The following is a 13,464-nucleotide window of genomic DNA, read 5'->3' as shown; positions in this document are numbered from 1 at the left end:
ATACATCCTTGGCTCCTATGGATACATCCGCAGTCACCCGCCGTCCTCAGCGGCGGGTCCCTGCCTTCGCGTCCGCGCTCATGCGCTTCATCGTCATGGCGGCGACAACCCTCCTCGGCCTTCTTGCCGTCACCTTCTTCATCGGCCGGGTCATTCCAATTGATCCGGCGCTTGCCATTGTCGGCGATCGTGCGCCCCAGCACGTGGTCGAGCGGATCCGGCTGGAGCTCGGCCTCGACCTGCCGCTCTACCAGCAGTTCTGGATCTACCTGAAGCAGGTCGCTTCCGGAGACTTCGGCACGTCCGTGCTGACCACCAATCCGGTGCTGACAGACATTCTGCGCGTCTTCCCGGCAACCATCGAACTTGCGACCGTCGGCACCATCATCGGCGCGGTCCTCGGCATTCCGCTCGGAGTCCTTGCTGCGGTCAAGCGCGGCAGCATTGCGGATCAGGTGGTGCGGGTGATCGGGCTCGTCGGCTATTCCGTGCCGATCTTTTGGCTGGGGCTGCTGGCGCTTGTTCTCTTCTATGCAAAGCTCGGCTGGGTCGCTTATCCGGGCCGCATGGACATTGTCTATGAATACACCTTTACGCCGACGACGGGGTTCTATCTGGTCGATGCCATCTGGCAGGGTGAATGGGACGTCGTGCGCGACCTCTTCCGCCACATCATCCTGCCGGGCGCGCTGCTTGGCTATTTCTCGCTTGCCTATATCAGCCGCATGACGCGCTCCTTCATGCTGAACGAGCTGAGCCAGGAGTATATCGTCGCCGCGCGCGCAAAGGGCTTGTCGGAAGCGCGCATCATCTGGTTTCATGCACTGCGCAATGCCGCCGTTCCGTTGGTCACGGTGATTGCGCTTTCCTATGCAGGGCTGCTGGAAGGCTCCGTCCTGACGGAAACGATCTTTGCCTGGCCGGGGCTTGGCCTCTACATCACCAATTCGCTGCAGAACGCAGACATGAACGCCGTGCTCGGTGGAACCGTGGTGATCGGTGCCGTCTTCGTCGGCATCAATCTCCTGTCCGATCTTCTTTATCGGACGCTCGATCCGAGGACCCGCAGCCGATGAGCGTCGTGGAGCAGACTGTGAAACCTTACTCGCGGGAGTGGCTGCTGTCGGACCGCCCGCAGTCGCGCCGGCAGGCTAAGCTGGGGCGGGCTTACGTCGTCTGGAGGCGGTTTGGCGAAAACCGTCTCGCCCTTCTTGGCCTTGTGATCATCCTTGCGCTGTTGTTCGTCGCAGCCTTTGCCGGCGTGCTTGCGCCCCATGATCCGCTGCAGGGTGACCTTCGCAATGCGCGCCTTTTGCCGCCGGGTGCTGAAGGCTATCTGCTGGGGACGGATGACCAGGGTCGCGACATCCTCTCGCGGCTGCTCTACGGCTCGCGTCTGACGCTGCTCGTCGTGGTTCTGGTCGCGGTCATTGCCGCACCAGTCGGGCTGATCGTCGGCACGGTGTCCGGTTATGCCGGAGGGTGGATCGATGCCGTTCTGATGCGCATCACCGACATCTTCCTCGCCTTCCCGAAGCTCGTGCTGGCGCTTGCGCTGGTCGCGGCTCTCGGACCAGGCATCGAGAACGCGATCCTTGCGATCGCCGTCACGTCCTGGCCACCCTATGCCCGCATCGCGCGGGCCGAAACCATGACCTTCCGGCAGTCGGAGTTCATCTCAGCCGTGCAGCTGATGGGCGCGTCGCCGTTCCGCATCGTGATGCGCCACGTCATGCCGCTCTGCCTGTCCTCGCTGATTGTGCGCGTCACGCTCGACATGGCAGGCATCATCCTGACCGCCGCCGGTCTCGGCTTCCTTGGGCTCGGCGCGCAGCCGCCGCTGCCGGAATGGGGTGCAATGATCGCTTCGGGGCGACGCTTCATCCTCGACCAGTGGTGGGTTGCCGCCATGCCGGGCATCGCAATCCTGATCGTCAGCCTCGGCTTCAACCTGCTGGGTGACGGCCTTCGCGACGCGCTCGATCCGAAGGAGGCGGGACAATGACGCCACTTCTGACGGTCGAAGATCTGAGGGTCAGCTTTCCCACCCGAACCGGAACGGTCGACGCGGTACGCGGCGTTTCCTTCAGTCTTGGGCGCGAGCGGCTTGGGATCGTCGGCGAGTCCGGATCGGGCAAGTCGCAGACCGGCCGGGCCATCATGGGCCTGACGCCCAACCAGGCGGATGTCCGGGCCAAGAAGCTGCTTTTCGGCGACATGGACCTTCTGGCGATGCCACCAAAGGAAAGGCGCCTGCTGCGCGGCAAACGTCTCGCGATGATCCTTCAGGACCCGAAATACTCGCTGAACCCGGTGATGACAATCGGACTGCAGATCGTCGAGACGCTGAAGACCCACGAGCGGATCAGCAGCAAGGATGCTCGCGCGCGCGTCCTGCAGATGCTCGAGGCGGTTCAGATCAACGACCCGGAGCGCGTCTTCGATCTCTACCCGCACGAGGTTTCCGGCGGCATGGGTCAGCGGGCGATGATCGCGATGATGCTGGTCTGCGGCCCGGACTTGCTGATCGCCGACGAGCCGACCTCGGCGCTGGATGTCACCGTCCAGCTTGAGGTGCTGGCGATCCTCGACAAGCTGGTGGCGGAACGGGGCATGGGGCTGATTTTCGTGTCTCACGATCTCCGCCTCGTCTCGACCTTCTGCGACCGCGTGCTGGTCATGTATGCGGGACGCGTGGTGGAGGAGCTGTCCTCCGCCAATCTCGATCAGGCACAACATCCCTACACCCAGGGGCTTCTGAACTGCCTGCCGCACATCGGCAGCCACCGGCATCCGCTGCCGGTTCTTGAGCGCCAGAAGGAGTGGGCAGAATGACGGCTGCTCTCTCGATCCGCGACATGCTGGTGATGTACGAGGATTTCGCTGCACTGAACCGCGTCAGCCTCGACGTCAACTTCGGTGAGTCCTTCGGCATTGTCGGTGAATCCGGCTCCGGCAAGTCGACCCTGCTACGCGCAATCACTGGGCTCGCCAGCTTCCAGTCGGGCAGTCTCACGGTCAACGGGCGCAGCTATAGCGGCCGCAAGCGCGACAAAGAGTTCTACCGCACGGTCCAGATGGTCTTCCAGGATCCTTACGGGTCACTGCATCCGCGCCAGACGGTCGACCGGTTGCTGCTGGAGCCGCTGACTATCCACGGGTTTGATAACGTGGATGCCCGGATTGCCCGTGCGCTGGACGAGGTGGGGCTCGGGAGCGGCTTCCGCTTTCGTTACTCGCATCAGCTGTCGGGCGGGCAGCGGCAGAGAATTGCGATCGCCCGCGCCCTCATCGTCGAACCGAAGATCCTGCTCCTCGACGAGCCGACCTCAGCACTCGACGCATCGATCCAGGCGGAGATCCTCAATCTTCTGGAGCAGGCGCGCCGCGACCGGAACCTCACCTTCGTCATGGTTAGCCATGATCTGGGCGTCATCAGCCATATGTGCGAACGCCTCACCGTGATGAAGAGCGGCGAGGTGGTCGAGACGGTGCCGGTCGAGGCACTAGAAAAGCGGCAGCTCGCGGCGGATTATACCCGCCAGCTGATGGTGGCGAGCGAGGGCTTCCGTCGTGACTGACGCGGCCGGTGCACGGGCATGAACCTTCGGGCGCTGCTCTATTTTGACGAGCTGGTGCGCACCAATTCCATGCGTGCGGCGGCGGAGAACCTGAATGTCGCGCCAACGGCGGTTAGTCGACAAATCGAGAATCTCGAGGAATACTTCGGTGCGCAGCTTGTCGAGCGCAGCAACCGCGGCATTCGGCTGACGGCGGCCGGTAGGCTGCTGGCGGAGCGGGCGGGCAAAACCCTGCGCGAGCTGGATCATGTTCACCAGCTAATCGACGATCTGAAGGGTCTGCAGGGCGGCAAGGTGGTGCTCTATGCCAATGGTGCGACCGTCGCGAACGTGATTGCGCCGGTGCTTGCCGAATTCAGCCTGCGCCACCCCAGACTGCGCTTCGAGGTCACGATCAGCAGCGCCCGCGAGGTAATAGAGGCGCTCGCTGCGGGCGAGGCGGATATCGCGGTCACGCTTTTTGCTCCGCCGATGGCTGGCGTGAAGGTCCGCCTGAGCTCCGAGGTTGCGTATGATGTAATCCTCAGCAGGCAGCATCCTTTGTCCAAGGCGAAGGAGATTACGCTTACGAAGCTGATGGAGCTGCCGTTGGCGCTCCCCGATCGCGGATTTGCGGCGCGCCAAGCGATCGACGACCTGTTTGCGCGCGAGAAGCTGGAGCCCGATCCGCTGTTCGTCACCAGTTCGCTTGATATGCTGAAGGAACTGGTCCTGCGGGGGGCGGCGGTGACCCTGCTTCCTGAGCTGGCTGTGCGTCGTGAGGTAGAGGCAGGGTTGTTATCCGCAGTGCCGATCGCCGATGGCAAAGCCGTGCGCACTGCCATCGACCTTTGCGTCTCTACGGATCGGCAACTGACAGCAGCGGCAAAAGCCTTGGTAGAGTTCATTGAAGACTACGTAGGGATCGCCCATCCTGCCAGATAATCCGCCGACGACTTTTGTGTTGCAGTTTCGGCTACGCACCTTGTGTTGAATCCCTATTGTGTGTTCGCTGCAGCGATGCCATATGGGCTGACGCGTTATGCAACACCTGCTCAGGGAACGAGGCCGTCATGCGTATCAGGAAGTTATTCGGTGCCGCCGCAGTTTTCGGCGGCGTCTTGTTCGCCGCATTATCTGCGGCCCCCTTCGCTGAAGCAGCACCCAAGACCTCAGTCACCTTGGGGATGTCTATCGAACCCGCTGGTCTCGATCCCACCATCGCGGCGCCGGTCGCGATCGGCCAGGTGACGTGGCAGAACATCTTCGAAGGCCTGACGACCATTGATCGCAATGGTGCTGTCCAGCCCCAGCTCGCGGAAAGCTGGGAGATCTCCGAAGATGGCAAAACCTACACCTTCAAGCTTCGCCCCGGTGTCACCTTCCATGATGGGGAGGTTTTCGATTCCTCCGTCGCCAAGTTTGCGATCGACCGCGCGCGGGGCGCGGACTCAGTCAACCCGCAGAAACGCTACTTCCAGACGATCGAAGGCGTGGAAACGCCGGACGCGCAGACGCTGGTGCTGAAGCTCAGCGAGCCGACGGGCAGCCTTCTCTACTGGCTCGCCTGGCCATCCTCCAGCATGGTGGGTACCAAATCGGCTGACAACAACAAGACGACGCCGGTCGGGACAGGCCCCTTTACCTTCGTCGACTGGTCGAAGGGCGAGAAGGTCGAACTGGCTCGCAATCCCAACTACTGGAACAAGGATGAGGCGGCGAAGCTGGAAACGGCAGTCTTTCGCTTCATCTCCGAACCGCAGGCCCAGGCTGCGGCGCTCAAGGCCGGGGATGTCGATGCCTTCCCCGAGTTCGCGGCGCCCGAACTCATGGAAAGCTTCGAAGGCGACGACCGTCTCGTAACGGTCATCGGCGACACCGAGATGAAGGTGGTTGCCGGAATGAACAATGCTCGCAAGCCCTTCGATGACGCACGGGTTCGCCAGGCGTTGATGATGGCGCTTGACCGCAACATGATCGTCGAGGGCGCATGGTCGGGCTACGGGACGCCTATCGGCAGCCATTACACGCCGAACGATCCCGGGTATGTCGACCTCACCGGCGTCTATCCCTACGACCCCGAAAAGGCGAAGGTACTGCTGGAGGAGGCCGGTTACGGCAACGGCTTCACCTTGACCATCAAGGCGCCTCAGATGGCCTATGCTCAGCGCACCGCACAGATCATGCAGGCCATGTTTGCCCAGATCGGCGTGACGATGAACATCGAGACCACCGAGTTTCCGGCCAAGTGGGTCTCGGATGTCTTGAAGGCGTCAGATTATGGCATGACCATCGTCGCCCATGCCGAACCGATGGACGTCGACATCTACGCGCGTGATCCCTACTACTTCAACTACAAGAACCCGTCCCTCAACGAGGTCCTCGACAAGATTCAGCAGACGACGGATTCGGATGAGCAGGCGGCACTTTATGCCGAAGCGCAGAAGATCCTCGCCAAGGATGTTCCGGCACTCTACCTCTTCGTCATGCCGAAGCTCGGGGTGTGGGACAAGAAACTGAAGGGCCTCTGGGAAAACGAACCGATCCCTTCCAACGTGCTGCGGGAGGTTTACTGGGAGGAATAGGAGCCGCCATGCTATCGGTGAACGCGTCGCGATTGCAGAGTTCAGCGTCCCGTCAGCGGAGGCGGTAGAATGGCGTCGCTCATCGCGCGTCGGCTGGTCAGTCTCGTGGTCACGCTTCTCGTGACATCTCTCCTGATCTTCCTCGTCATGGATCTGCTGCCGGGCGACCCGGCAGCGGTCATGCTCGGAACGTCGGCAAGCCCCGACACGCTTGCGGCCCTTCAGAGGGAACTCGGGCTCGATCAGCCCCTGCCTCTGCGCTATCTCGGCTGGATCAGCGGCGTGTTGCAGGGCGACCTCGGAACCTCTTACACCTACGGCGTTCCCGTTGCGGGGCTGATCGTGGAGCGGCTTGCGGTGACGCTGCCACTGGCGGCGATGGCAATCCTCATCTCGCTCATGATCGCGGTACCGATGGGGGTTGAGGCTGCGCGACGACAGAAGGGCTTGGTCGATCTTACCGTGGGGCTGTTTTCATACATCGGCATCGCGGTGCCCGCCTTCTGGCTCGGCCTGCTGCTCATCCTGTTGTTTGCGACCAATCTCGGCTGGATGCCGGCCGGCGGCTTTCCTGGATGGGAGGCCGGCGCCCTTTTAGCGCTTCAGGCCCTGCTTCTTCCGGCGGTTGCCCTTGCACTGCCGCAGGCGGCGGTCCTGACACGGGTCACGCGGGCAGCGGTGCTCGAAACGCTCAGCGAGGATTTCGTTCGGACCGCCCGCGCAAAGGGATTGGGGGAGGGGGGAGCCGTCTGGCGCCATGCCCTGCCGGCATCACTTGTGCCGATCATCGCTGTCTTCGGGCTGCAGGCGACGTTTCTCGTTGCGGGAGCGGTCCTGGTCGAGAATGTTTTCAATCTTCCCGGCCTCGGCCGGCTTGCTTATCAGGCGCTGTCACAGCGTGACGTCATCGTCATGCAGGATGTGGTGCTGTTTTTCGCGGCGCTGGTGATCGTGATGAATTTCCTCGTCGAGCTCGCCTATATTCTCGTTGATCCTCGGCTTCGGGCGGAACGTTCCTGATGCGTGTCCTCGCCCGCTATCCGATCCTGCTCGCGGGGGCATTGATCACTGGCGCGTTGATCCTGACGGCCGTCCTGTCGCTGGTCTGGACGCCCTTGCCGCCGGCGCAGATCAACATCCTTCAGCGACTGAAGCCGCCGCTTGAACAGGGTCTGCTCGGAACGGACCAGTTCGGCCGGGACATGGCGTCGATGCTGATGGCGGGCGCTTGGAACTCGTTATCCACCGCCTTCCTCGCCGTCGCAGCCGGCGCTTGCATCGGCTCGGTGCTTGGACTGCTGGCGGCTGCCGGGCGCGACCTGCTGCAGACGGTGCTGATGCGCATCTGCGATGTCATCTTCGCCGTCCCGCCGATCCTGTCGGCCATGGCCCTCGGTGCCTTCCTCGGCGCCGGACGGATCACCGCCATCATCGCGATCGGCACCTTCATGATCCCGGTCTTCGCGCGGCTGACCTTGGCAGGAGCGCTGCAGATCTGGACGCGCCCTTATGTGCTGGCTGCGATCGGCATGGGGCGTTCCGCGGTCAGGATCACCCTCGTTCACGTGCTGCCGAACATCGGCAACCAGATCATTGTGCAGGTGACCATCCAGCTTGGCCTCGCCATCCTGACCGAAGCTGGCCTCAGCTTTCTTGGGTTGGGGCTGGCGCCCCCTGCGCCCACCTGGGGCCGGATGCTGGCGGATGCGCAAACCTTCATCGGTCAAGCGCCGTGGCTTGCTGTCCTTCCTGGCGCTGCCATCCTGATGGCCGTCATGGGGTTCAGCCTTCTAGGCGACGGCCTGCGCGAGCTGCTGGATCCGCGCGCGCGCTGACGTTTGCGCATCATGGAACAAAATCGGCAGTACGTCGTTCACTGCTTGCAGCGTGGTGGGCGGCTGCGCGCCTTCTTCCTGTCCGGCCCGGGAGACTTACCTGGTGCGCGGCATCCTGCTTTACCTTTTCAACGTCCTTTGACCTAACTCAAGATTTGCCGAACCGCGATCAATACCATCCGATCGAGATCTAAGTAGGAGACAAACATGGCACAGGTTAACCCATCCAATGATCCGGCCCGCGCAGCGGCAGCTTCTTCGACAAAGGATATTGAGGTGCAGCTCCAGCAGCTGCGCGAAGATTTGGCCGCACTGGCGCGCAGCGTCGCCGCTGTGGGATCCGAGAAGGCGGACGACTATCGCCGCCGCGCTCGCCGGGCCACGAGTGATGCCACAGATGCTTCTCTTCAAATGGTGGAAGCAGCTCGCGAGCAGGCAATGTCGCTTGAGCGGGATCTGGAGCGAAAGATCCGCACCAGCCCTATCCAGTCCGTGGCGATGGCTGCCGGCGTCGGCTTCCTGATCGCTATGCTGGCACGCCGTTGATGCTGTTGCTGACCAGACTGGCGCCGCTCCTGGCCTCTTTTGCGGCGATGGATGTTGGCCAGTTCGTTAGCCGCCTGCGTCGCAATGCGGTGATGTATGCGCTGGTTCTCCTGTTGTCTCTGACAGCATACGGCGCATTGGTTGCAGCCGCGGCAGTTGTCATGGCTGAGGAGATCGGAGCGGCAGGTGCTCTGCTCGTCGTGGCCGGCGCCGCCTTGTTCTTGGCTTTCGTTCTTCTGCTGGCCGCGCGATTGCGTGCGCGGGCAGAAGAGAAGAGGCGGAAGCAGGCTGCGGTCGACGGAGGCAGCCGCGCTTTGATGGCAACTGCTGCGCTCTCGGTTCTTCCCGTTGTCGTTAAATCCCGCTCTCTTGCCATCCTGGCTGTTGCCGGCGGCCTCGGCTATCTGGCCATGCGGAACCTGGACAGTGTTTCCCGGATGTTGCATCGACCGCCGCCCGGGCCGAGGCCCGAGGATGATCCTCGCTACTGATCAGATGAACGGTCGCTTTCCTTCATCAGGCGGTTGCCATCCTGCCACCCGGTACAGTCTTTCCGGTTCAATGACCTGACAGCCCCTGTCGAGCCAGCGCACCAGTCCTTGGTCCAGAAGCTTCCGCAAGGTCTTGTTCGTGTGGACAAGGGATAGCCCCAGCGTGTCAGCCACGTGCTGCTGGGTAAGCGGCAGTTGGTAGCCGGTTCCGTTATCGGCCATTGTCGCCCTGGCGCGCCAGTCAAGAAAGGCGAGAAGGTAGGCTGCTCTCTCCAATGCGCTCCGTCTGCCAATGCTGAGCAGGTGTTCATCGAGCATTGATTCTTCCCGCGATGCGATCCACGTGATGTCGAAAGCGAGAGAAGGATGGTTGCGGAAGAGCGAGGAGAAGCGCTCCCGCTCGAACGTGCAAAGCGTCATTCGGGTCAAGGCTTCAACCGAATGCTGCATTTCAGCCATCACGTTGCCCTGAAGGCCGATCATGTCGCCGGGCAAGACGTAGTTGAGGATTTGGCGTCTTCCGTCTTCCAGAATTTTATATCGGAAACCCCATCCGGTGAGGACGGTATAGAGGGATGGGTTTTGCTCGCCTTCTACGAGGATTAGCAGGCCCGGTTCCGCAGGCATCTCTGCGATCTTGAAACTCGACACGAAAGCCAGTTCCTGAGGGTCGAAGTCGCGGAACACCCGGCGGCGCCGAAGCGGGCAGCGCTCACACTGAACGCGCGGAGGTACGACAGGCTTGAGATTGGCCATGAGACTCACAAGAAGAGAGGGAGGCACCCTCTACTGCAATCGACTTAGCCTTACTGTGTCTTTTTTAAATGACCAGCATCTTCGAACCGCTACTACGAGATTTTATGGAAAGAGTGCGTATCATTTCCTCAGAACCCAACATCCTGGTCGTAGACCGCGAATATCTGGTTGCAATGGAAGCAGAGCGGGTTCTTCTCGATGCGTTCGCGTGTCGGGTGCGCATCGCTATGCCCCATGACTTTTCGCACGCTGTGGAGCACGACCGCTTCGATCTGCTTATTATCGACACGAGCGTCGCCGATGATGATGGCTCCCGCATTCTCGCAAATGCCCGGGCAGGGGGTGCCAAGCTGATCTTTACCACATTGACCAAGGACGCAATGCGGTCGCTTCCACAGTTTCAAGGCTTCGCCACGGTGGCGAAGCCTTTCAGTGATGAAGATCTTGTTGATGTCGTCAATGCGGCTCTTTCCGTGCCGGAACCGGAGCCGGAGGCTTAGCCTCCGAACGCCCGGGCCGTAATGGCGGCGTGCCCGGCATCGGGGCCGAAATCGCCTTCACCAGAGACGCCCAGTAGCTCCTGCAATCTGCTGCGAGCTCGGCTGACACGGCTTTTGATGGTACCTACAGCGCAGCCGCATATGGTTGCCGCTTCCTCGTAAGCGAAGCCGGCAGCCCCCACCAAGATGATCGCCTCACGCTGATCATCCGGCAGTTTGTCCAGCGCCTTGCGAAAGTCCTGCAGGTCCAGGCGGCCGTATTGCTCCGGATGGACCGAAAAGCGCTCGCTAAACAGGCCGTCGGTATCTTGCACCTCGCGCCCACGCTTGCGCATCTGGCTATAGAATTCGTTGCGCAGGATGGTGAAGAGCCAGGCCCGCATGTTCGTGCCGGCGGTGAAGCTTGTTTGGTTCGCCCATGCCTTCATGATCGTGTCTTGAACCAGATCGTCGGCTTTGTCGTGACGTCCGGTGAGGGAGACGGCAAAGGCGCGCAAGTTGGGTAAAGACGCGAGAAGGTCGCGCTTGAAGCCGCGATCGTCGCTCTCGGTCATCGTCATTTTACTTTCACCGACTTCGTATTACGTTCGGCTTCATCCAGCTTTTCGAGAAGGTCCAGAAAACGATCAGGAATACCCTCCTCCTGCACCGCATCATAGAATTCGCGGAGCTTTCGGGAAATCGACGCGTTTGGCGGCATCGATCCAGGTTTTATCTCATTGTGGGAAATGGTCATATCCTGCTTGTTTCTGGTTTTGTCACTCATCACGCGGGAAGCCTATTACGATATCGTCACGGCAAAATGCGCGACCAGAAAAATAGTTCCACCTCTTGCGGAACTTTTTTTCGTGCCCCACGTTCCTCCCCAGTAATTGCCCAGACGGGCGTCAGGGGAGAATTCTGAATGTCACTGACCACGCGTGTTGCGTCTCACCTTCCATACTTGCGTCGTTACGCTCGAGCCGTCACCGGTTCCCAGACTTCCGGGGATGCCTATGTGGCGGCTGTCCTGGAAGCGCTGATCGCAGATGTTTCAATCTTTCCAGAAACATCCAAGGACCGGGTCTCGCTTTACAAACTCTTCGTCGCAATCTTTGGTTCCACCTCCATCGAGATACGTCCAATCGAGTCACCATTCGCCTGGGAACAACGCGCGGCCGCCAACCTGTCGGCGCTGCCTTCGATGGCTCGCCATGCCTTTTTGCTCGTCTCCGTGGAGGGTTTCACGTTAGAGGAGGCGGCGGAAGTCCTGGATGTGAGCCTTGAGAAGGCAACGCAACTGCTAGACGAAGCTTCCAGGGAGATTTCGCGTCAGGTGGCGACGGACATCATGATCATCGAGGACGAGCCTCTGATCGCGCTCGACATCGAGCAGATGGTTCAGGAGCTTGGACATCGTGTCACCGGAATCGCGCGGACACATAAGGAGGCAGTTTCGCTCTTTCAGAGCACGAACCCGAAAATGGTGCTGGCCGATATCCAACTGGCAGATGGAAGCTCAGGAATCGACGCCGTCAACGAAATCCTGAATTCGTCCACGGTCCCCGTCATCTTCATCACAGCCTTCCCTGAGCGTCTTCTCACGGGTGAGCGTCCGGAGCCTGCGTTCCTTGTGACGAAGCCCTTCAATCCCGACATGGTCAAGGCTCTGATAAGCCAAGCCTTGTTCTTCAACGAAAGCGTCAAGGTTGCCGCCTGACGGTGTAGATCGCAGAGCATGCGGGAGAGGCCACGGTTCTATGGTGGTCCCCGCGCCAGAGACAACCTTGGCTATTTCCCTGCTGCTCCGATCGCTTAACTTCAACAGGCACGAGATCGTGAGGGCGAAAGGGTTCTCCCTCGCATTCTCCGGCCGATGTCAGACATTAGCCGGTTGTTGGAGCGCCTGCGACTCTCTATAAGAGGTGCGGCCACGTCAGGGATCTCTCGGCGCTACTCGGTTGTTTCCCTTGCAAACGGAACGGAGTGAACACATTGGTGCATCCGCTGACATGGCAGCACGCTGGTCAGAGCGATGACAAGTTGCGTGAGTTCTTTATGCCGGCGCTGGTGGACCTTGGCGCCAGCATCATCATCCAGAATGTGCAACACCAGTATCTGTTCGTCACCAATCTTCCAGAAGTCTGGGCCAAGAACCTCCTGGACACGCCGTCCGATGATCTGATCTTCGGATCCGATGTCGCTTCCAGTCTTGCGGCCTTGAAGGCTGAGATTCTGTTGCCGGGGCAAAAGGCTCAACTGGAGGTCATGGTCGGGGCCGAGCAGTTCTATGAGTTTCGCATCCAAGCGATAGAATTTGCAGAAGGCGGGCTCCACCTGGTGACGACGATCCTCGACCGGTCTGAGGAGCGTCACAGGGAGCGGCTGTTGCGTGCCCTTTTGAGGGAGGTCAGCCACCGCTCGAAGAACCTGCTGGCGATTATTCAGAGCATTGCTCTCCAGACGGCCCGCTACTCGGGCTCTTTAGATCTTTTCCTTCACAAGTTCCGTGGTCGGCTGTACTCGCTGTCGCAATCGCAGGATCTCATTACCGACTCAAGTTGGCGCGGTGCCTATTTTTTCGAGCTGGTGCAGCAGCAGACGGAGAAGTACCTGCCGGAGAATCGTGAGCTTGTGAAGGTGAGTGGCGACAACCTGCTCTTGAGCCCCAATGCCTCATTACATCTGGGCCTTGCCCTTCACGAACTCATCGTGAATGCGGTCAGCCATGGGTCCTTATTGCGGAGTGGCCTGCCGGTGGAGGTTTCCTGTGTCCGCAAGCACGCCAACGGGCATGACATGGTGGAGATGGTCTGGCATGAGCCGCTTCAGGAGGCGGCGAAGCCTGTCAATGACACGGAGCAGTTACAATCCCACTTTGGCAGCACCGTGCTCGAGAGGGTCGTGCCGGCGTCCGTCAATGGGAAGGCGCAGTACGTGATCTCCCAAGACAGGATCGCCTACCATCTCGCGTTCCCACTTGAGACTGCGTCCGACTGAAGCTCGGAGCCTGCCAGTCATTCGCTACCGCCAAACGCAGAATTGGCCCGGTTCCTTGTGAAACCGAGCCAACTCATCTCTTCGAGGGGGACTGAAGAGTGATGCCTGGAAGCTTTGTAGGGCGGGGGACGGGGGGTGCTTCCAGACGCTGACATAACGGCGGTCCCCGGCCTTCGTTCCCAAGAAAAAGCATAGATCCAAAAAAAAGATCA

Annotated in this window: 16 protein-coding genes; 13 read left to right on the top strand and 3 right to left on the bottom strand. The window is 60.6% G+C overall.

Annotated elements, in window-relative coordinates:
- Positions 1-80 precede the first annotated feature (80 nt).
- The 10 genes from LXM96_RS03540 to LXM96_RS03495 all read left to right on the top strand — a co-directional run bounded on the left by LXM96_RS03540 (position 81) and on the right by LXM96_RS03495 (position 9,017).
- Positions 81-1,076 (top strand): ABC transporter permease, encoded by a 996-nt coding sequence (locus tag LXM96_RS03540; RefSeq protein ID WP_394801884.1) that lies wholly within the window; start codon positions 81-83, stop codon positions 1,074-1,076.
- The gene (locus LXM96_RS03535; protein ID WP_239996960.1) at positions 1,073-2,005 is read left to right on the top strand and encodes an ABC transporter permease; all 933 of its coding nucleotides are present in this window, start codon (positions 1,073-1,075) and stop codon (positions 2,003-2,005) included. The genes LXM96_RS03540 and LXM96_RS03535 overlap by 4 nt, the downstream gene beginning before the upstream one ends.
- Positions 2,002-2,835, top strand: coding sequence for an ABC transporter ATP-binding protein (locus tag LXM96_RS03530; RefSeq protein WP_239996959.1), 834 nt, complete (start codon positions 2,002-2,004; stop codon positions 2,833-2,835). The genes LXM96_RS03535 and LXM96_RS03530 overlap by 4 nt, the downstream gene beginning before the upstream one ends.
- The gene (locus LXM96_RS03525; protein WP_239996958.1) at positions 2,832-3,581 is read left to right on the top strand and encodes an ABC transporter ATP-binding protein; all 750 of its coding nucleotides are present in this window, start codon (positions 2,832-2,834) and stop codon (positions 3,579-3,581) included. Before LXM96_RS03530 ends, LXM96_RS03525 begins: the two co-directional genes overlap by 4 nt.
- Positions 3,582-3,599: 18 nt before the next feature.
- Positions 3,600-4,505, top strand: a complete 906-nt coding sequence (locus LXM96_RS03520; protein ID WP_239996957.1) for a LysR family transcriptional regulator — start codon at positions 3,600-3,602, stop codon at positions 4,503-4,505.
- Between the two features lie 128 nt (positions 4,506-4,633).
- A complete protein-coding gene (locus tag LXM96_RS03515) occupies positions 4,634-6,145 on the top strand; it encodes an ABC transporter substrate-binding protein (RefSeq protein ID WP_239996956.1) in 1,512 nt (503 codons plus the stop codon).
- A 69-nt stretch (positions 6,146-6,214) separates the two neighbouring features.
- Entirely contained in the window at positions 6,215-7,165 is a 951-nt protein-coding gene (locus LXM96_RS03510) for an ABC transporter permease (protein ID WP_239996955.1), read from the top strand.
- The gene (locus tag LXM96_RS03505; RefSeq protein ID WP_239996954.1) at positions 7,165-7,980 is read left to right on the top strand and encodes an ABC transporter permease; all 816 of its coding nucleotides are present in this window, start codon (positions 7,165-7,167) and stop codon (positions 7,978-7,980) included. The genes LXM96_RS03510 and LXM96_RS03505 overlap by 1 nt, the downstream gene beginning before the upstream one ends.
- A 207-nt stretch (positions 7,981-8,187) precedes the next feature.
- Positions 8,188-8,526, top strand: a complete 339-nt coding sequence (locus tag LXM96_RS03500) for a DUF883 family protein (protein WP_239996953.1) — start codon at positions 8,188-8,190, stop codon at positions 8,524-8,526.
- Positions 8,526-9,017, top strand: a complete 492-nt coding sequence (locus tag LXM96_RS03495) for a hypothetical protein (RefSeq protein WP_239996952.1) — start codon at positions 8,526-8,528, stop codon at positions 9,015-9,017. Before LXM96_RS03500 ends, LXM96_RS03495 begins: the two co-directional genes overlap by 1 nt.
- Here the strand turns inward: LXM96_RS03495 and LXM96_RS03490 are convergent, their stop codons facing one another.
- Positions 9,018-9,773 carry a Crp/Fnr family transcriptional regulator gene (locus tag LXM96_RS03490; protein WP_239996951.1) on the bottom strand — a complete coding sequence of 252 codons (756 nt, stop codon included), beginning with the start codon at positions 9,771-9,773 and terminating at the stop codon, positions 9,018-9,020.
- A gap of 113 nt (positions 9,774-9,886) precedes the next feature.
- Between LXM96_RS03490 and LXM96_RS03485 the strand changes: the two genes are divergently transcribed.
- Positions 9,887-10,273 (top strand): DNA-binding transcriptional response regulator, encoded by a 387-nt coding sequence (locus LXM96_RS03485; RefSeq protein ID WP_239996950.1) that lies wholly within the window; start codon positions 9,887-9,889, stop codon positions 10,271-10,273.
- Here LXM96_RS03485 and LXM96_RS03480 read toward each other — a convergent pair.
- Together LXM96_RS03480 and LXM96_RS03475 are read right to left on the bottom strand one after the other, a co-directional pair.
- Positions 10,270-10,833, bottom strand: coding sequence for an RNA polymerase sigma factor (locus LXM96_RS03480; protein WP_239996949.1), 564 nt, complete (start codon positions 10,831-10,833; stop codon positions 10,270-10,272). The genes LXM96_RS03485 and LXM96_RS03480 overlap by 4 nt on opposite strands.
- On the bottom strand, positions 10,830-11,009 hold the full coding sequence (locus tag LXM96_RS03475; RefSeq protein WP_394801883.1) for a NepR family anti-sigma factor: 180 nt from the start codon (positions 11,007-11,009) through the stop codon (positions 10,830-10,832). Before LXM96_RS03475 ends, LXM96_RS03480 begins: the two co-directional genes overlap by 4 nt.
- 168 nt (positions 11,010-11,177) lie before the next feature.
- Here LXM96_RS03475 and LXM96_RS03470 point away from each other — a divergent pair, with 168 nt between their 5' ends.
- Together LXM96_RS03470 and LXM96_RS03465 are read left to right on the top strand one after the other, a co-directional pair.
- The gene (locus LXM96_RS03470; RefSeq protein WP_239996948.1) at positions 11,178-11,972 is read left to right on the top strand and encodes a response regulator; all 795 of its coding nucleotides are present in this window, start codon (positions 11,178-11,180) and stop codon (positions 11,970-11,972) included.
- A 266-nt stretch (positions 11,973-12,238) separates the two neighbouring features.
- Complete coding sequence (locus tag LXM96_RS03465; protein ID WP_239996947.1) at positions 12,239-13,252, top strand: sensor histidine kinase; 1,014 nt, start codon at positions 12,239-12,241, stop codon at positions 13,250-13,252.
- The last annotated feature ends 212 nt before the right edge of the window (positions 13,253-13,464 follow it).

It is taken from the genome of Rhizobium halophilum, from assembly GCF_021648825.1.
Lineage (GTDB): Bacteria > Pseudomonadota > Alphaproteobacteria > Rhizobiales > Rhizobiaceae > Neorhizobium > Neorhizobium halophilum.
Note: the sequence above shows the minus strand (reverse complement) of the source record. Positions and strands in the feature narration are given on the sequence as shown.